The 18,188-nt window shown below is 66.2% G+C and carries 14 protein-coding genes; all 14 read left to right on the top strand.

Translation table 11 applies throughout. The features are described 5' to 3' along the window. The first annotated feature begins 359 nt into the window (after positions 1 to 359). The 14 genes from RBA40_RS19290 to RBA40_RS19225 all read left to right on the top strand — a co-directional run bounded on the left by RBA40_RS19290 (position 360) and on the right by RBA40_RS19225 (position 18,075). A complete protein-coding gene (locus RBA40_RS19290) occupies positions 360 to 3,527 on the top strand; it encodes a penicillin-binding transpeptidase domain-containing protein (protein ID WP_306649381.1) in 3,168 nt (1,055 codons plus the stop codon). Positions 3,528 to 3,551: 24 nt separating this feature from the next. Continuing rightward, complete coding sequence (locus RBA40_RS19285; RefSeq protein WP_306649380.1) at positions 3,552 to 4,814, top strand: hypothetical protein; 1,263 nt, start codon at positions 3,552 to 3,554, stop codon at positions 4,812 to 4,814. After that, positions 4,811 to 5,392, top strand: coding sequence for a hypothetical protein (locus RBA40_RS19280; protein ID WP_306649379.1), 582 nt, complete (start codon positions 4,811 to 4,813; stop codon positions 5,390 to 5,392). The genes RBA40_RS19285 and RBA40_RS19280 overlap by 4 nt, the downstream gene beginning before the upstream one ends. Before the next feature lie 8 nt (positions 5,393 to 5,400). After that, on the top strand, positions 5,401 to 6,462 hold the full coding sequence (locus RBA40_RS19275) for a hypothetical protein (protein ID WP_306649378.1): 1,062 nt from the start codon (positions 5,401 to 5,403) through the stop codon (positions 6,460 to 6,462). Further along, positions 6,459 to 7,472, top strand: a complete 1,014-nt coding sequence (locus RBA40_RS19270) for a hypothetical protein (RefSeq protein WP_306649377.1) — start codon at positions 6,459 to 6,461, stop codon at positions 7,470 to 7,472. Before RBA40_RS19275 ends, RBA40_RS19270 begins: the two co-directional genes overlap by 4 nt. A gap of 126 nt (positions 7,473 to 7,598) precedes the next feature. Next, entirely contained in the window at positions 7,599 to 9,839 is a 2,241-nt protein-coding gene (locus tag RBA40_RS19265; RefSeq protein ID WP_306649376.1) for an SPFH domain-containing protein, read from the top strand. A gap of 8 nt (positions 9,840 to 9,847) precedes the next feature. Further along, positions 9,848 to 12,145, top strand: coding sequence for an SUMF1/EgtB/PvdO family nonheme iron enzyme (locus RBA40_RS19260; RefSeq protein ID WP_306649375.1), 2,298 nt, complete (start codon positions 9,848 to 9,850; stop codon positions 12,143 to 12,145). A 69-nt stretch (positions 12,146 to 12,214) separates the two neighbouring features. Continuing rightward, complete coding sequence (locus RBA40_RS19255; RefSeq protein WP_306622215.1) at positions 12,215 to 12,547, top strand: hypothetical protein; 333 nt, start codon at positions 12,215 to 12,217, stop codon at positions 12,545 to 12,547. Positions 12,548 to 12,701: 154 nt separating this feature from the next. Beyond that, complete coding sequence (locus RBA40_RS19250; protein WP_306649374.1) at positions 12,702 to 13,106, top strand: OsmC family protein; 405 nt, start codon at positions 12,702 to 12,704, stop codon at positions 13,104 to 13,106. Further along, a complete protein-coding gene (locus RBA40_RS19245) occupies positions 13,103 to 13,972 on the top strand; it encodes a pirin family protein (RefSeq protein WP_306649373.1) in 870 nt (289 codons plus the stop codon). The genes RBA40_RS19250 and RBA40_RS19245 overlap by 4 nt, the downstream gene beginning before the upstream one ends. Before the next feature lie 497 nt (positions 13,973 to 14,469). Continuing rightward, on the top strand, positions 14,470 to 15,666 hold the full coding sequence (locus tag RBA40_RS19240; protein WP_306649372.1) for a porin: 1,197 nt from the start codon (positions 14,470 to 14,472) through the stop codon (positions 15,664 to 15,666). Between the two features lie 10 nt (positions 15,667 to 15,676). After that, positions 15,677 to 16,087 (top strand): hypothetical protein, encoded by a 411-nt coding sequence (locus RBA40_RS19235; protein WP_306649371.1) that lies wholly within the window; start codon positions 15,677 to 15,679, stop codon positions 16,085 to 16,087. 370 nt (positions 16,088 to 16,457) lie between these two features. Then, entirely contained in the window at positions 16,458 to 17,654 is a 1,197-nt protein-coding gene (locus RBA40_RS19230; protein WP_306649370.1) for a porin, read from the top strand. A gap of 10 nt (positions 17,655 to 17,664) precedes the next feature. Beyond that, on the top strand, positions 17,665 to 18,075 hold the full coding sequence (locus RBA40_RS19225) for a hypothetical protein (RefSeq protein ID WP_306649369.1): 411 nt from the start codon (positions 17,665 to 17,667) through the stop codon (positions 18,073 to 18,075). Positions 18,076 to 18,188 lie beyond the last annotated feature (113 nt).

Raw genomic sequence — 18,188 nt, 5'->3', positions numbered from 1 at the left:
CAAGGGTGATCAGTGCTGCAAAGGTCAGGGTGCGCTTCATTTTTACTTCTCCTTGTGAAATCCTATGAGTTCAATATAGCAAGCGATGTGGTGGTTCAGGAAGATTGATTCACCTGCTTACAAATGAAACACAATCCGGGGCAGACGTAAGTTCCGTAACTTTGGCCGGCAACCTTGTGCAGTTGATAACGTTGCGCGGTTTCGCTCCGCCCCCCGCTAGTGCTGGGCAGGCCACGCGCGAGGCGTGCCACCTTATTTGCGGAGAAATAATGAGAGGCTGGCTCGAAACGGTTGTGCAAACGTGGTCAGGGCGCTGGACGGCACGGCGGCGCGCCCGCCATCTGCGCCAGGGTTCACGCGTGTCTTCCGCGCCACACTCGTTCACGCTGACTTGCGCGCACTGGATCGGCGCTGCCGGCATTGTCGCCGCCGCCGCGGGCGCGCTGCTGATCGCCGCCCATGCCCGTCATCTGGCCGCGTCGTCGGACCCCGGCGCCGCCGTCCTGCACGGCGCCGGCTTGCCGGTGTCGGTGGACGCCTTGCAGCCAGCCTTGCCCGGGGCGCAGTTCAGCGTGCCGCGCACATCCGGCATCGGCGTGACCGCCCATGGCGACGCGACCCTGCTGATCGCATCAAGCCTGCGCAGTGCGCCGCCGGTGCGCATCGACCTGTGCACGCAGATGCTCGACACCGGCAATCCGCGCCTGCTCCCGCTGCGCATCGGTTACCGCTTCGCCGACGTGGCGCGCTGGGTCGCGCGCAATGACGCCTCGGCCAGTCCGGTCACGCTGCGCAACATCGCCCTGGCGGGCCCCGATGTGGCGGATATGCCGCAGGTGCAGCTGAGCGGCATGGCGCTGCCCGATTTCGCCGATGCGCGCGGTTCGGCGTTGCGCCTCGACTGGGCCGGGGCCGACGTCGGCGCGCGCTGGCTGGGCGAGTCCAGCGGCACCGTACGCGGCCCGCGCGGTTCGGTCGGACTGCAGCGCGAGGGCTGGCTGGTATGGAAAGGCGCCGCCTTGCGTTTCCAGCGCCGTGCCAGCAACCGCTGCCCGCAAGCCGGCGAGCTGCTGGTCCAGCTGTTTCGCAGCGGCGAGGCGACGCCCGCCGCAAAGGCGCTGGTGGTGGCATTTCCGGCGCACGGCCCGGCGTTGTCGGCATGGCTGTCGCCGGGGCGCTATCAGGTGCCGGTACTGCCGCGCGCCAGCCTGGAGGACCAGGCGCTGTTCCTGGCCTTGCAGCAGCATGGCCTAGTGCGCCTCGGCGCCAGCGGACTGGCCGAACTGGCGCCGCGCGACCTGGCGGCCTGGCAGGCGGCCGGCGACGCCGCGCGCGCCGCGCAACTGGCCGGCTGGCCCGGCGCGCGTCTTGATGCCGCTGCCTTGAAGCTGCTCAAGCGCCTGTACCGCATGGCCGACGGCGATTATGTGCGCGAGCAGGTCCAGGTGTTCAACAGCGAACGGCGCCTGCTGGCATGGCGCCTCAAACCGAATCAAGGCGGCGAATGGCAGGCCAGCGTCGCCTCTGCGCCGGCATCCACCACGGCGGCCATGCCGCCCGCCGCCGCGCGCCTGTTCGCCGATGTGCCGCAAGGCTGGGCGCCATGGACCCGGGTCGGCGCCTGGCCGGATGCCGCCGCCGGCGCGCCCGCGCGCCTGACCCTGGCCCTGCCGCGCGCGGCGCAAGCCGGCCAGTCGATCGAATTGATGCTGGTCGGACGCCTGCTCTCGCTCGACGGCGCGCAGCTGCGCGGCCAGCCGCGCGATGCCTGCAGCGGGCGCGATTGTCCGTCGCCTGCGTCGGTCCAGTCGCTGGTACTCGACCTGCAACCGGGCGCGCGCGCAATCACCCTCACGGCCGCGCCCCTGCGCATGGCGGGGCTGGCGGGCGACCAGCAATATCGCCATCTGCGCCTGGCCGGTGGCCAGCTTGCATGGCAGCCGCTGGCCGCGAACAGCGCCACGGCGCGCGCCGCGCCACTCGCGGGCGTGACGCTGGCCGACCGCCATGGCACGGTTGTGTGGAGCGGCGGCGAACCAACCCGGGCGGCGGTCGATGCCGGTCTCGCGCCGCTGCTGGGCATCCGCGCGGCCCATGCCAACAGCGTGGCAGGCATGCTGGCCCGCGTGCCGGCGCCCGATGGCGTGGCGCACAGCGCGCGGCTGACGCTCGACCTGGCGTTGCAGACGGCCAGCCAGCAGGCGCTCGATTGCGTCGGCATGCGGCGCGGCCGCTGGAACGGCGCCACCTGCAGCGCAGCCCAGGCCGTGATGCCCGGCCGCCAGGCTGGCCTGGTCATCCTCGATACCGCCAGCGGCGACGTGCTGGCGGCGGCGGGCGCCGGCGGCGGCGCCGTCACCCCGGGCAACTGGAACGAGGTGCGCGATTTCGACCGCGCCAATCCGGCCCGCAGCCCTTTGCGCCTGCCGGCACTCCAGCACGATGGCGGCGCGCACCGCAGTCCCGGGTCGACCTTCAAGGTGATCAGCGCGCTGGGCCTGGAACTGGCGGCCAGACGCGATCCGCAGCTCGAGGCGCTGCTGGCCGGCTTGCCGCTGCCGGCGATCAACCGGATGGCGCAGTCGAAAGGCTTCGCTTTCCAGACCAACGCGGCCAGCTATCCGCTCGACACCAAGCTTGCCCACATCACCAATTACAAGGACCAGCACCTCGACCGGCGCGCGCAGGACGGCCGCCTGGGCTTGTCCCAGGCACTGACCTACAGCCTCAATACCTGGTTTGCCTGGTCCGGTGAACTGAGCGACAAAAGCCTGTTCGGCCGACCCGATGGCGGCGCGCCGGACCTGCAGGCGCTCGATGGCGGTGCCCTGGACAGTGTGCGTCCGATCGTGGCGATGGCGCACCGCCTCGGCTTCGAGCAGGCCGCGCGCCTCGATGGCGGCTTGCTGCCGCCCGGCTTCGCGTGGTCGACCTGGGACGCGCTGCAGGCCAGTCCCGCGCACATCGACCCGATTCACACCCGCCACGAGCTGCGCCAGATGGCGATCGGCCTGCGCATGCAGGTCACGCCGCTGCAAATGGCGCTGGTGGCCGGCGCGGTGGGCGAGGGTAGGGTAGTCGCGCCGCGCCTGCTGCTCTCGCTCGACGGCCGTGACGCCCTGCCGGGCGAGCGGACGGCCCTGGGCGTGCGGGTGGACCGGGTACGGGCCGGGATGAAGGGCGTGGTCGACAGCGGCACGGCGGCCGGCGCCTTTCGCGGGGCGGGGTTTGACGCCGTCCGGCGTGGCCTGTCCGGCAAGACCGGCACCTCGCCGTCGGTGGTCGATGGGCGCGAACTGGCCACGGTGTGGTTTACCGGCTGGCTGGAGCCGGGCAGCCTGCCGGGCCAGACCCGGCGCCTGGCGGTGGCGGCCTTTGTCAGCCATTCCGACGCGACCGGGGGCGAGCACGCGGCGCCCATCGTGGCCGCCGTGCTGGGGGCGATGGCCGCCCAGAATCCGGAACAGAAGGGTAAACAGGGGTTTCAAGCGCGCCTTGCCGATTCCCGGTCTATGGCATCATTTTGATGCTGACACAACGATGGGGATGGTATGCGCTTGCCGGGAACCCGGTATCAGGAACAGGGCTGGGAACAGGTGCGCAAACTGCTTGGGCACTGCTCCCTGCAGGCGTTCGCCGTCAGTTCGCCCGCGCGTTTGCTGGACAGGCCCGACACGCTGGCCGATTATGTCGACCTGACGGCGGAGGCGCTGCACGCGTGCGCCCGCACGGCGCGCGCCGAGGCCCCCGCCAACAGCTATGGCGAGAGCGCGCTGGAACTGTCACTGAGCCTTTTGTACGAGCTGCAGGCGCGCCCCGCCGACTGGGCCGCATTGTGCGCCGCCGTGGCCAACGAACACCAGAAAATCGGCGCGTTCTGGACGACGCCGGGGGGCGACGCCATCCTGCGCAAGAAAATCAACGACATGTACGCGGGCGTGCGCGACAAGGTCGATTCGGATAATTACCAGGCCGCGTGCGGGCGCAGTTGCAGTCCTAATAAGATGTATGCGTACCGCATGCTCGATACCGCGTACAGCGACATCGCGCGCCTGTTCGGCGCATGGCGCGAGCATGCGGGGCAGGTGGCCGCCATCCTGGGGCGCGAGGTGGTGGCAATGCCGATCGAGGTGCGCCAGATGCGCTCCATCGGCACCTGCAAGGCGGAGTGGGTGCTGCGCTGGAGCGAGTCGCTGGAGCGCTTCGGCGGCGGCGCCGGTCCCCTGCACACCAGATCGAAACGCTTCGCCAACCTGAAAAACAACGTCCCGAAGATCGCCGGGATGCTCACCGAGATCGGCGACTACGAAGAATTGTCGTCCAACCGCGACCGCGACTGGCTGCACGATGCCGGCGAGGCGGCCAACTGGCTCGAAGACCTGTGGCGCGTGAGCGACGCTGCGGTGGACGATGGCGACAGCCGCATTCAGCCGGCGCCGGAGAGCGAAGACGACGCCGACGCCCAGGACCCCGATCCGGCACCGGAGGCCGCGCCAGAGCCGGAACCCTACGACAGCGCGATAGCCGTCAGCCTTTCACTGCCCCCCCGCTTCATGGAACTGGCGTGGGCGGCGCAAGACCACGGCAGCTGGAGCGCGCGCCAACTGGCCGCCTGTTCGCTGCCGGTGCGGCTGGCGGTGTACCTGAAAATGCTGGGTGGGCTGGACGACAGCTATCCCGGCGAATGGCTGGACCCGGCCACCGGCGAGCTGCCGACCATGCAGCAACTGGCGGTGCTGGACCAGATTTCGCTGCCGACCCTGCGCAAGCGCCGCGACGCCGCCATCGCCAGCCTGCTGGAGGCAGTTCCATGAAGGAGAATGATGTGAAAACGAACCAGGAACCCGACCGCAAGCTGATCGCGCGCCTGCTGCTGTCGCGCCGCGTGGAGGGCGACCGCCTGATGCTGGGCGATTCCGTGCTGCTTGCCGCGATCCATGGGACCCACCCCTTGAGCAGCGCCGAACTGGCCGCCTTGCGCGCCTCGCCGCTGACCCTGCGCCGCTTTCGTCAGTTGGCCATCGAGCGCGGCGGCGCGCGCGCGGCCAACGACGACGCCTGGAGCGGGAGCGCCGGCATGCTGCGTGCCGCCTCCGATGGCGCCGATCTGGCCCGCCTGCTGACCGACGACGGCCACTGGGCGCTGCATTTCGTGGCGCAGGATGGCGCCTGGCGTCTGATCCTGTCGCTCGACGCCGCCGCGCCGTTCGCCGCGCGCCTGCTGCGCGAGCAACCGATGCTGCGCGTGGTCGACGGCGGCGGCGCCATCCTGCTGCAAGGCCGGCTGGACGCCGACGGCGAAGTGGAATGCGGCTGGCCCTTCGACAGCGCGCCCGCACCGCACTTCCAGCAGTTCGGCGCGCGTTTCGCGGTCGAACCGGTGCACGTGTGAGGAATGCGATGATCGGTCTGTTCAGGCGCCAGGCCAAGGCCACGCCGCCCGATATCTTGGCGCTGGGCACGGCCACGCTGGCGCTGCGCATGGACTCCGGCTGCACCGTGCCGAAGGGCTGCATCGGGGTGGTGGCCGACACGGGCGGCCACACCCGCCGCGTGGGCGAGGCCAGCCGCATCATCCTGGCCGACATTGAAACCGCGTTCTGCTTTCATCCGGGGCCGTACGGCGTCGACCTGCTGCCGTTCGCCGCAGCCCCGGAACTGGGGCTGCGCCTGTCGTTCGCGGTCGATGGTCCCGATCCGCGCGTGGCGCAGCAGCGCTTCGACCTGTACCTGGCCAGCGAAGCGGGCGACACGCTCGGCCTGGGCGACTTCGCCGCCGCCATCGAAGCAGCGCTTCAGCAGGAACTGGCGCTAGGCCATCTTGAGCTGCCGCCGTGCACCACGCTGGACGAATGGAATGCCTTTCGCGCCGGCTTCAACCAACTGTTATATACCCGCTTTGGCATCAGTGTCGACGATTGCATACTGGTCGACCTGGGCGAGCGTGTCGATTACGCCGCGCTGCTGCTGGCGTGCGCGGTCAGCATGCCGGAAGTGCGGGCGCCGCAGCCGCAGCCGCAGCCGATATGCAGCGCCGTGCCCTTCGACGCCGCTGCTGCCGACGCCAAGGCGTTGCGCCGCCTGTTCCTGGAGTTGCCCTGCGTGATGCATGGCTTGCGCATGGCGGTGCTGCCGCCCGGCCAGGCGCTGTTCCAGCAGCATATGGCGCTGCTGCAGCGGCTCGACAACGTGAGCCTGTCGGTCAATACCATGCCGGCCTTGGCCCTGGCCGCGCCGGGCGACACGCTGCCGGCCGACCGCCAGCTCGCGCGCACGCGCCACAGCCTGCGCGCCAGTGCCGCGCTGGACGAAGCCTGGGCCTTGCTGGCGCGCCTGGGACTGGCGGCCGATGGCGATCTCGCGCCCCTGTTCGATGACGCCGACCGCATCATCGCCAATCTCGAATACGCGTGCGCGGCGCGCCGCGTGGCGGTCCTTGTTCCTGAAAGCGAGCCGGCATGAGCGTCCCGACCGAAAAGCGTCACGGCGCCGAATGCCGCAGCGTGCTGGCCGGCGGCGCGCTGCTGACCGTCAGCGCCACCTTGCGTCCGCGCGCCGGCCGTGCCGACGTCAAATGCAGCGGCGCCGGCGACGCCGCCCTGGCCGAACGCATGCAGCAGGTGGTGCGTCTGGCGCGCCTGACCGAAGGCTGTTTCGACAGCCGCGACCAGGTGGTCATCAGCATCGACCGCGCTCCCGGGCGCCATGAACGCGACTGGGAATTGGCCGTGGTGCTGGCCGACCGCATGGTGCGCGGGGTGTGGCAGCCCGTTGGCCCGGTGCTGGCCAACGGCTGGTCCGAGCAATGGCAGCTGGGCCGCATCGACGGCCATGACGTGGCCAACGCCCCCGGGCACGCGCTGCTGGGCGGGCCGCAGGGGCTGGGATGGCTGGGCGCCCTGACCGGGCAGCCCGACAGCGCTGCCAGCGTGGCCGCGGCGCGCGCCTGGTTCCCGCTGCACAGCGGCGGCATCAACGACAGCTTGTGCTGGGTCGAGGTGAATGTCTATCCGCTGGCCGGGGCGGGCGGCGAGGAAGAGGAAACGATCGCCGCGCCCGGGCTCGATCCGGTCCAGCTGCTGGCGGTGCGCCAGGCGCTGGCCGGGGCACGCCATTTCGACGGCCGTGCGCTGGGGCGCTGGCGCACGGTGGTGCGCTTCGCCCAGGCGCGCTTCCAGGGCAATTCGTTCGAGCTGGCGCTGGTGATGGCCGACCGCATGGCGCGCGGACGCGAGTTTCTGGCGCGCGGACGGGTCATCGCGAGCGGGTGCTCGGGCGCCTGGCATGCGGGGCGGGTCGATTCCGTCGAAGGCTGCGCGCCGAAATGCGCGCTGATCTTGCAGCAGGCCGTCGCCGGCGACCGGATTTTGCTGCCCAAGGCATGGAAAGGCGCGCTGGCGCCGGGGTTCCTTGATGCCGTGCGCGCCAGCGGCGCCAGCGTGGCGCTGGTCGAGCGGATCGGGATTATCTGAACATGCGTTTAATAGTAAAGCAACTACCGGCGTGCGCGACGGTCGTGCGCCTCGTCCCCTGCTAAAATCGGACGGGCCGGGTGGGTTTGGTAAAAAGTGGTGCAAGTTGAACAACCAGGAGTCGATATGTTCCAGATGTTTGGTTTTGGCGGCGTGGCCTGCCCGCGTTGCGAGCATCAGAATGCCGGCGATTCCGGCTATTGCGCCCGGTGCGGCCTGACCTTGGGCGCGCCGCGCAACGAGCCGGTGTTCCGCGAGAACCGCTGGATTCCCGGCCCCGACGATCTGGCCGTGTTTTTCGGTGTCGAGCAGCTTTCCGGCCTGTTCGTGAAGACCTTGCGGGTACCGGCCACCACGCGCGCCTACATCCTCCAGGCGGGCCAGGCGACCGAGGTGCCGCAGGGCGAGTACGAGATCGAGGGCTTTTTCACGCGCCTCAATCACCTGCTGCGCAACCAGCACGCCGAAATCCTCATCACGCGCACCGCCGCCATGCCGGTCGAGTTTTCGTTCGACGACCTGCTGACGGCCGAACACCTGGCCATCGGGGCGCGCTTCACGGTCAGCGTCAAGATCGAACAGGTCAGCGCCTTTGCCCAGCATTTCATGACCATGCCGGGCGCGGTCACCTCAAGCCACCTGCGCGAACTATTGGAGCCGTCGGTGCGCCAGCTGGCGGCCGAATTCATCGCCGGCCAGTCGATCCGCGACATGTCGGGCAACCGCGATTTGCGGCCCCAGCTCGACGAGCGCCTGCAAGGCTCGCTCAAGCTGCGCCTGGCGCAGTACGGACTTGCGGTGGCGCAGGTCGACACGCTGGCCCTGCGCCACGATAAATTCGATGCGCACCAGGCTCGCATCGGCACCCTGTGGCTGGTGGCCGACGAGCGCCACGTGAAGCTGGAACACGCGAAACAGCTCGACCAGTTGTACAACGACGAGGAATGGCAGCGCATCCGGCGCGAGGAGCAGGAAAACCGCCTGCGCTACCGCCGCCAGGAGCTGCGCCAGGACGACAGCATCGAAAAAGCCGAGCTGACCTTGCAGAACGCCGAACGCCTGCAATCGCTGCGTGCGCGCGAGATCGACCTGTATGGGCGCATCGTCGACTCCAAGAGTCGCAAACAGGCGCTCGAACGTGGCGCGGGCGACATCGTCAATGAACTGGAACACGAACTGGCAAAGAAAGGCGCGGCGCGCGAGGACGAATCGACCGAATGGGCACATCTGCGCCACCTGGCCCAGCTTCGCATGCGCACCGAACTCGAAGTGGCGCAGCAGGGGGCGCTCGAGATGCGCCAGCTCGCGCAGCAGCGCTTTTCGCACCAGCTGCTGCAGCAGCAGATCCAGAACAAGATCACGCAGGCGCTGGGCATCGAAGATGAATCGCGCAAACGCGCCGAATTGGCGCGCCTGCATCAGGCGCAGCAAGCGGCCAACGAGCGCCAGATGGCCATGGAAGCGGAGCAGCACAAGGCCCAGTGGCAGTCGCTGGCGCTGGCCAATGCGGCCCACAAGCGCGAGGCCGAGCGCATTGCCGAATGGGAAGAACAGCTGGCGCTGGACCGCAAGCGCGACCTGCTGCGCGCCGACATGCTCAAGGATACCGGCGCGAAGGCGGACGCCGAGGAAATCAACCAGAAAATCGAGACCCTGCGCCGCGGCGGCGCGCAGCAGGACTCCATCGCCCAGCACGAGAAGCTGCTGCGCACGATCGATGCCGACGGACGCCACACGCGCCAGTCGCAGCAGATCGAACTGGAAGCGGAAGAGCGGCGCCACGCGTTGCGCCAGCAGGAGCAGGAGGCGGCCTGGCAGCAGGAACTCAAGCGCCTTGGCCACGAGCGCGAAACGCAGTTCGCGCAGCAGGCGCACGAAGCGGAACTGGCGCGCATCGAGATTTCGCGCGTGTCGACCATCGGTAACCTGAGCGACACCGGCAAGGTGGCGCTGGCGGCCGGCCCCAACGCGCAAGCGCTGGCCGACGTGATGAAAACCCAGGTCCACGCCAGCATGACGCCGCACCAGTTGGCGGCGCTGGCGTCGGTGGTGGCGGCGACGTACAGCGTCACGCCGGCGGAAGCGGCGCGCGGCGCGCAGGAGCGGGTCGACCGCGAACGCGCGCTGCGCGACGCCGAAGTGGACAAGGACCGGCGCCACCAGCTCGACTTGCTGGGGATGCAGAACGATGTGAACAAGGCGGCGCTGGCCTCGCAGGCGGCGCTCGGCACCGGCGTGGCGCAGGGAGGTGCCCAGGTGCGCTATGATCAGGCCCCGCGCCCGCTGGTGCGCATGTGCCCCAACGGGCACCGGGCCGGTTCTAACGATAAATTCTGCGCCGAATGCGGCGCGGCGATCCAACCTTGACAGGACAGATGCAAACGGCAAGAGACAAGATCCGCGAACTGCGCAGCCTGCACGAAGACGGCCTGTTAAGCCAGCAGGAATTCGACAGCCGCAAGAACGCCATCCTGGACGCGGAGTACGCGCCGCCCGGCGGCAGCGGCACGCCCATGGCGCCGCCGGCGATACACATCCGCCAGGGCACCGAGATCGGGCTGATGGTGGGCCAGGAGATCGGCCCGCAAAACCGCCGCTACCGCCTGGAACAGCTGATCGCGCAGGGCGGCATGGGCCAGGTGTGGCAGGCGATGGACCTGGCGACCCACGCCGAACTCGGTCACAGCGCGATGGTCGCGCTCAAGATCCTGCCGCCGCAGCTGACCCAGAGCGCCACCCACGCCAAGCTGCTGATCGAAGAAGCGACGCAGGCGCGCCGCCTGGCGCATGAACACATCGTGCGGGTCTACGAGTGGGCCCAGGACCCGGCCACGTCGAGCTATTTCATCATCATGGAATGCCTCGAAGGCGAGGATCTCGACAGCCTGCTGGCGCGCGAAGGCCCTTTGAGCCTGGCGCGCGTGCAGGAACTGCTGGCGCCGATTTCCGACGCCTTGCAGTACGCGTGGGAAAAGCACAAGCTGGTGCACCGCGATATCAAGCCGGGCAATGTGTTCCTCACCAAAAAAGGCGAGGTCAAGCTGCTCGACTTCGGCATCGCCGCGCGCGCGCGCAGCAGCGCAAGCAGCATCGGCCTGGAGGCGCCCGGCAATTCGGGTACGGCCGGCTACCGCGCGCCGGAAGCGGGCACCCTGCAACGCCAGCCGAGCCGCGCGCTCGACGTGTATGCGGTGGCGGTGATGATCTACCAGATGGTGGAAGGGCACATGCCGTTCGACGGGCCGCGCAGCGCCGGTCACGAGCCGCCGCGCCCCGAGGCGCTGTCGGCGCGCGAATGGGATGCGCTGCGCAGCGGCTTCGCCTTCGATCCGGACCAGCGTCCGGCTACCGTGCCTGACCTGCTGGCCTCCCTGCGCGGGGCGGTAGGGCCGTCGCCGCAGGAGCTGGCGGCGCAGCAGGCCGCGCACCAGGCGCAGGAGCAGGTTGCGCACGCGGCGCAGCAGGCGGCGCTGCGCTTGCAGGAAGAGCAGCGCGCCAGGCAGCTGGCGGTGCAACGCAAGGCCGAGGCGGAAGCCGCCGCGGCCGCCCATCTGCTCAAGGAAAAGCAACGCAAGGAGCAGGAGGCGATCGAACGCGCCGAAGCCGATGCGGCCAAGCGCGACCGCAAGGAGGCGCTGCGCCAGCAGTTGCGCGAGCGGCGCGAGGCCGATGCCGAAAAAGAGCGCAAGGCGCGCGAAGAACAGCAGCGCAAGGCCATGCAGGCCAAGGCGGTGGCGGCATATCGCGCCGAGCAGCAGCGTGCGCGCGAAGAGATGGCCGAACGCAGCGTGGCCGAAGTATCGGCCGAACCGGCGCCCCAGTTGTCGGAAACAGGCAGCCCCGTTGCCGACACCGAGGGCGTGTTGCGCGACCGCTTTCTGGACGGGACGGGCAAGGGCCCGGAGCTGGTGCTGCTGCCGACCGGGCGCTTCCAGATGGGCTCTCCGGAACACGAACGCAAGATCGCGATGCGGGCCGGCTCGCAGCAAGCGTGGGTGGAGCGCGAAACGCCGCAGCACTGGGTCGGCATCGAGCAGCCGCTGGCGATGGGGCGCTTTCCCGTGACGGTGGGCCAGTGGCGCCATTTCGTGCGCGCCACCGGCTGGCAGCCGCACGGCGAGGTCAATTGGGCCGAGCCGGGGTTTGCCCAGACCGACGACCATCCGGTGGTGGGCGTGACCTGGCACGACGCGCAAAAGTACGTACGCTGGCTGAGCGAGAAGACCGGGCAGACGTACCGGCTGCCGAGCGAGGCGGAGTGGGAGTACGCCTGCCGCGCCGGCACCAAAACCGCATTTAGCTTCGGCGACGAGATCGATACCAGCCTCGCCAACTACGACGGTAACTACACCTACAACGGCAGTCCCAAGGGCGAATACCGCCAGGGCACCACGCGCGCCGGGCTGTTCGCTCCCAATCCGTGGGGGCTGTACGACATGCACGGCAATGTGTGGGAGTGGGTGCAGGACACGGTGCACGACAATTACGAGGGCGCGCCGTCCACCGCCGAGGCGTGGGAGCAGGGCGGGGACCAGAGCCGGCGCATCCTGCGCGGCGGCTCGTGGCTGTACAACCCGCGCTATCTGCGTTCGGCGCTGCGCAATGGCTTTTCGGCGCAGCTGAGCAACGACATCGTGGGCTTCCGCGTAGCGCGCAATATCGTCGCGCCCTGAAAGTTTATCTTGCCACGGCTGCGCCGGCAACCCGATACCGGCCGTTTCAATGTCCGGATATTGTTAATCATGCAGCACTTCACCACCTTAAAGATAATGTTCTCTTCCAATCCACCTCCCGATTTCGTTCCAGTTTTCGCGTTTGAAAATAAGCTTTCGACCCCAATCACGCTTTATCTGGAGATGACCCCTCAGGAAGTCGAATTGTTACCGGGCGATGCGGTGCAGGTATGGGTTTACAAGGAGGATGATACCTTGCCGATTCATATGGAACTTGGCGATGGCTATCTTACAATTCATCCTGATCGGAGTTGGGGAAACTGGTACGTGTACAAAAACGGTGAAGATGTCTCCGGAACGCCTTACCGGACACCCTATACCAAGCCATTCGTTTTCACCTGAGGTATGCCTGCACTCGCCTCCGGACGGCGTGGACGGTTCCGACATGCGAGGTGCGTGGCGTGCGTCCTGGAGGCTCTCCCCATTTCGTGGGATGCGCGCTGCCGCGAAAGGGTATAAATTCCGCCAACAGCCACCCTCGTCCAGAAGGAACCCCATGTCCATTACCGTCAAGCGCGACCTGTCGCAGCCGATGCGCCATATCGTTCACGTGCGCAATCACCTCATTTCCGCCGATGGCTCGGTCGAGGAGGGCGGTGCCGATGCCGGACCGTCTCCGCACGACCTGTACGACGCAGCTCTTGGCGCCTGCAAAGCCCTCACCGTGGTCTGGTACGCGAAGCGCAAGGGCATTCCGGTCGAGGATATCGAAGTGACCATCGAGCGCGATGCCAGCGAAGAGCGCAAGGGCGTGTACCGCCTGTCGGCCGCGCTGCAATTCGGGGGCGATCTGTCCGACGAACAGCGCGCCGACCTGCTGGCCGCAGCCGAGAAATGCCCCATTCAAAAGCTGATGACCGGCGTGACCACCGAAGTCACCACCACCCTGGTGCGGCCATGAGCATCGCCTACTTCTTCAAGCCGCACGAGAAGGATATCGGCGGCGGCTTTCGCGTGCGCCGCGTGCTGCCGGCGGCGGCCAAGCAGGCGGTCGGACCGTTCATCTTTTTCGACCACTTCGGTCCCATCGATGCGCCGGCCGAGGCCAATCACGATGTGCGCCCGCATCCCCACATCGGGCTGGCCACGGTGACGTATCTGTACGAGGGCGCGATGGAGCACCGCGACAGCGTCGGTTCGGTGCAGCGCATCGAGCCGGGCGCGATCAACTGGATGACGGCCGGCAGCGGCATCGTCCATTCCGAACGCACCCCGCCTGATCTGGCCGGCAAGCCGCGCCGCTCGCACGGCCTGCAGCTGTGGGCCGCGCTGCCGCGCGCACACGAGGAGGACGCGCCGAGCTTTGCGCACACGCCGGCCAGCAGCATCCCGCTGGCGCAGCTCGACGGCGCGCTGGTGCGGGTCCTGATCGGCAGCGCGTTCGGCCAGACCTCGCCGGTGGCGACCTTCAGCCAAACGCTGTACCTCGACATCGCGCTCGACGCGGGCCGCAGCATCGAACTCGACGACCTGCCGCCGGAAGCGGCGATCTATCCCGTCTCCGGCGAGATCGCCATCGACGGCGAGCTGCTGGCGCCGCATACGATGGCGTATCTCGACGCCGGCACCGGCGCGAGCGTCTACAGCGGCGCCGGCGCGCAGTTCGTGGTCATCGGCGGCGCGCCGCTGGACGGCCATCGCCACATGGTCTGGAATTTCGTCTCGTCGAGCAAGGAGCGCATCGCGCGCGCGTGCGACGATTGGGAGCGGCAGCGCTTCGACAAGGTGCCTGGCGAGACCGAGTTCATTCCCTTGCCCAAACGCTAACGGGAACTTTGCAGCATGACAGTGGTCTAAGTTGTCACATCAACAAACCGTGGAGGCGATCGTGAAGATTCCTGATGAGCTGCAAATTCCCGCTATCGTGTTTACATTGCAAGCGGCGCTGCTGTTCGGCGTGGCCATGGTATTCCTCGTACTTCTCCCCGGCGGCTGAGCCTGCCGTACCGGCAGTGGAGGCGCCTGCCGCTGCCGGCATCCCTTTCATCTTTCGAACATCCTATTTTTCCTCCCGGATCGCAGCGCATTGCTCTGCAAATGCGCCCGCACCGGCATTGTTGTGAGAATGCATATTCTATTTCGCATGCAAGAGAAATAAGCTTTCTGAGGAAGCTATTTGTCAGGCCATATTCAGGCACACCAATGCCTGCTTTCGTTTCCTGAAAACAACGTTTTTGTAAATTTGAAGAGATACTCGGTATCCAAATAGTTGCCCGTAGTCCACAATTCGTTCCCTGAATTAAGCAACCTATTGAGGAAAACGAATGAATCAACCACTGCGCCTGGCCCTGGTCACAGCGATCCTGGCAGCCTTCAGTGCGGCGTCGCACGCCGCCGGTGCACCTACCGTGACGATCAGCGGATTCGGCACTGCCGCCCTGACGGCCACCGATACGGATGATGTCGAATACGCACGTTTCAACCAGGCCGCTGGCGTGGGCAAGAGCCCGCGTCCGGGCGTCGATTCCAATTTCGGCATCCAGGGCACCGCCAAGATGAACGACTGGCTGTCGTTTACCGCACAGGGCCTGGCCCGCAAGAATGCACGCGATGCCTACGGCGCCGAACTGAGCTGGGCGTTCGCCAAGTTCAAGGTCTCCGACGAGATGTCGATCCGCGTCGGCCGCATCGGCATGCCGATCTACATGATTTCCGACTTCCGCCAGGTGGGTTACGCCAACACCATGATCCGCCCGGCGCAGGAAGTGTACCGCCAGATTTATGGCGACTCGTACGACGGCATCGATGCGATGTACCAGCACAATTTCGGCGACACCACGGTGACCGCGCAAGTTGGTATCGGCAAGATGTCGACCAAGATTACCGACGATAACCGCATCCAGTACAAGCCCGCCACCACGATTCACATCGTGGCCGAAAACGGCCCGTTCACCGTGCGCTTCGGCCGCGCCGATGCCAAGGTCAGCGTGGAAGACAGCGAGTCGCTCGACGGCCTGCTGGCAACCCTGCGCCGCGTCGGCATGAGCAACGTTGCCAACGACCTGGCGATCACCGACGTCGACGGTTCGTTCACTTCGCTCGGCTTCACCATGGACTACAAGAACTTCCTGGTCCAGAGCGAATACGCCGTGCGCAAGACCGACTCGCTGGTGATCCATGACACGAGCTCGTATTACACGATGCTCGGCTATCGTTTCGGCAAGGTCACGCCGTACTACTACTATGGCAACATCAAGCAGGACAGCGCCCGTTCCTACGCCGGCTTGCCGAACACCGGTCCACTGGCGGCACTGTCGGCTGGCGTGAACACGGCCATGAAGGCCGGCCTGCAGTCGACCAACGCGGTCGGCGTGCGCTGGGACTTCCACAAGTCCGCCGCGCTCAAGGTGCAGATCGACCATATCAAACCACGCGATGGTGCCGGCGCGTTCCTCAAGGCCAAGCCAGGTTTTAACGACACGGTCAACGTGTACGCCGCCGGCATCGATTTTGTATTCTAAGGAGAGCAGCATGAAGACAACAATCGGCAAGATGCTGCTTGCAGCTGGCTTGTGCGCGGCGACAGTGCCCGCTTTTGCGGAAATCGTGGTGATCGTCAATCCGAAGAACCCGGCCACGCGCATGTTCAGCGAGCAGGCGGCCCAGTTCTTCATCGGCAAATCGGCCTTGTTTACCCCGGTCGAGTTCAATGAAGGCGCGGCCATCCGCACCGAGTTCTACAGCAAGGTGCTGCAGAAGGAGCCGGCGCAGGTCAAGGCGATCTGGTCCAAGCTGGTGTTCACCGGCAAGGGCACGGCACCGAAGGAATATCATTCGGCAGCCGAGGTGAAGAAGGCGGTCGCCGCTGACGTGAGCGCCATCGGCTACATCGACAAGTCGGCCGTGGACGATAGCGTGAAAGTCATCCTCACGGTGCAATAAGCCGATGCGTCCCGGGCCTGTGCGCCCGGCGAGCAGTCGCAAGCCTTTCCCGATTGCGCCGGTTTTCCCGGCCGGCGCATCCCCTCTCGCTGCATCCCGGCAGTCTCCACCTTCTACTCATTCCTCGTATTTGATTGCCAGGCGTAATGCACGCTTGCGCTTCGTTATTCCTAAAATTTTTCTGTTTGGCATGGCATTAAATTACCTTTCGAGAAGAAGTTATTTGTTAGGCTAGATTAAAGCGCACCAATGCCCGCCTGTGTTCCTTCAATACAACGATTTCGTTAATTAAGCCGTGTTCGCTGTACACAAATAGTTACTCGTGGCCCACACTAGAGCTTCAGCACTAGCGAACCATTGAGGAGATAGAATGAATCAACCACTGCGCCTTGCCCTGGTCTCAGCAATCCTGGCAGCCTTCAGCATGTCGTCGCACGCGGCCGATGGCCCGACGTTCACCGTCAGCGGATTCGGCACCGCGGCCCTGACCGCGACCGATACCGATGACGTCGTATTTTCGCGGCCGAATCAACAAGCGGGTGTGGGCAAGAGCCCGCGTCCCGGTGTCGATTCCAATTTCGGCGTCCAGGGCACGGCCAAGATGAACAACTGGCTGTCGTTCACCGTGCAGGGTCTGGCCCGCAAGAATGCCACCGATTCGTGGGGTGCTGACCTAAGCTGGGCGTTCGCCAAATTCAAGATCAATGACGAGATGGCGATTCGCGTCGGCCGCATTGGCATGCCGATCTACATGATTTCGGACTTCCGCCAGGTTGGCTACGCCAACACCATGATTCGACCACCCACCGAAGTGTATCGCCAGGTTAACGGTGATTCGTTCGACGGCGTCGATCTGGTGTATCAACACAGTTTTGGCGACACCACGTTGACGGCGCAGGCTGGCATTGGCAATATGAAGGCCAAGGTCGTCGATGGTGCCAAGGTCACGTACAAGCCGGCGACGGCGATTCACGTCGTGGCCGAAAACGGTCCTTTCACCCTGCGCTTCGGCCGTGCCGATGCCAAGGTGACCGTGGAAGACAACAAGGCGCTCGATGGCCTGCTGGCCACCTTGCGCCGGGTTGGCCTGACCCAGGTCGCACAAGACCTGAGCATTACCGATGTCGATGGTTCGTTCACCTCGGTCGGCTTCACAATGGATTACAAGAACATCCTGGTGCAGAGCGAATACGCGATGCGCCGCACCGATTCGCGCATCATCGTCGACACCAATTCGTACTACGCCATGTTCGGTTATCGCTTCGGCAAGGTGACCCCGTACTACTTCTATGGCGACACCAAGCAGGACAGCCCCCGCTCGTATGCCGGATTGCCGACCAGCGGTCCGCTGGCGCCCCTGGCCGCTGGCGTGAACGGCGTGGTCAAGGCGGCGCAGCAATCGACCAACGCCGTCGGGGTGCGCTGGGATTTCCACAAGTCCGCCGCGTTGAAGGTCCAGATCGACCGCATCAAACCACGTGATGGCGCCGGCACGTTCCTGAGGGCCAAGCCAGGGTTTAACGACACGGTCAACGTGTACGCCGCCGGCATCGACTTTGTATTTTAAGGAGAGCAGCATGAAGACAACAATCGGCAAGATGCTGCTTGCGGCAGGCTTGTTCGCGGCAGCGGTGCCCGCCTTTGCGGAAATCGTCGTCATCGTCAACCCAAAAAATCCGGCCACGCGCATGTTCAGCGAGCAGGCGGCCCAGTTCTTCATCGGCAAGTCGTCGCTGTTCACGCCGGTGGAATTCAACGAGGGCGCGGCCATCCGCACCGAGTTCTACAGCAAGGTGCTGCAGAAGGAACCGGCCCAGGTCAAGGCCATCTGGTCCAAGCTGGTGTTCACCGGCAAGGGCACGGCACCGAAGGAATACAACTCGGCAGCCGAGGTGAAGAAGGCGGTCGCGGCCGATGTGAGCGCGATTGGCTACATCGACAAGTCGGCCGTGGACGATACCGTGAAAGTCATCCTCACGGTGCAGTAAGCATCCACGGGCCGGGGCGTGACCCCGGCGCGCAGCAGCACAGCACAATGCCCTTCCGTTATCCGGCAGGGCATTGTCGTTTCTGGTGCCGAAATTTGCCGGCGCACGCGCGT

The organism is Massilia pseudoviolaceinigra (genome assembly GCF_030846505.1).
GTDB classification, from domain to species: domain Bacteria; phylum Pseudomonadota; class Gammaproteobacteria; order Burkholderiales; family Burkholderiaceae_D; genus Telluria_A; species Telluria_A violaceinigra.
This window is presented reverse-complemented; position numbering and strand designations above follow the sequence as displayed.

Coding starts and splice junctions, on each gene's coding strand:
- RBA40_RS19240 (WP_306649372.1), top strand. CDS start 14,470: ATGAATCAACCACTGCGCCTGGCCCTGGTCACAGCGATCCTGGCAGCC.
- RBA40_RS19260 (WP_306649375.1), top strand. CDS start 9,848: ATGCAAACGGCAAGAGACAAGATCCGCGAACTGCGCAGCCTGCACGAA.
- RBA40_RS19250 (WP_306649374.1), top strand. CDS start 12,702: ATGTCCATTACCGTCAAGCGCGACCTGTCGCAGCCGATGCGCCATATC.
- RBA40_RS19270 (WP_306649377.1), top strand. CDS start 6,459: ATGAGCGTCCCGACCGAAAAGCGTCACGGCGCCGAATGCCGCAGCGTG.
- RBA40_RS19225 (WP_306649369.1), top strand. CDS start 17,665: ATGAAGACAACAATCGGCAAGATGCTGCTTGCGGCAGGCTTGTTCGCG.
- RBA40_RS19280 (WP_306649379.1), top strand. CDS start 4,811: ATGAAGGAGAATGATGTGAAAACGAACCAGGAACCCGACCGCAAGCTG.
- RBA40_RS19255 (WP_306622215.1), top strand. CDS start 12,215: ATGCAGCACTTCACCACCTTAAAGATAATGTTCTCTTCCAATCCACCT.
- RBA40_RS19275 (WP_306649378.1), top strand. CDS start 5,401: ATGATCGGTCTGTTCAGGCGCCAGGCCAAGGCCACGCCGCCCGATATC.
- RBA40_RS19265 (WP_306649376.1), top strand. CDS start 7,599: ATGTTCCAGATGTTTGGTTTTGGCGGCGTGGCCTGCCCGCGTTGCGAG.
- RBA40_RS19245 (WP_306649373.1), top strand. CDS start 13,103: ATGAGCATCGCCTACTTCTTCAAGCCGCACGAGAAGGATATCGGCGGC.
- RBA40_RS19230 (WP_306649370.1), top strand. CDS start 16,458: ATGAATCAACCACTGCGCCTTGCCCTGGTCTCAGCAATCCTGGCAGCC.
- RBA40_RS19285 (WP_306649380.1), top strand. CDS start 3,552: ATGCGCTTGCCGGGAACCCGGTATCAGGAACAGGGCTGGGAACAGGTG.
- RBA40_RS19235 (WP_306649371.1), top strand. CDS start 15,677: ATGAAGACAACAATCGGCAAGATGCTGCTTGCAGCTGGCTTGTGCGCG.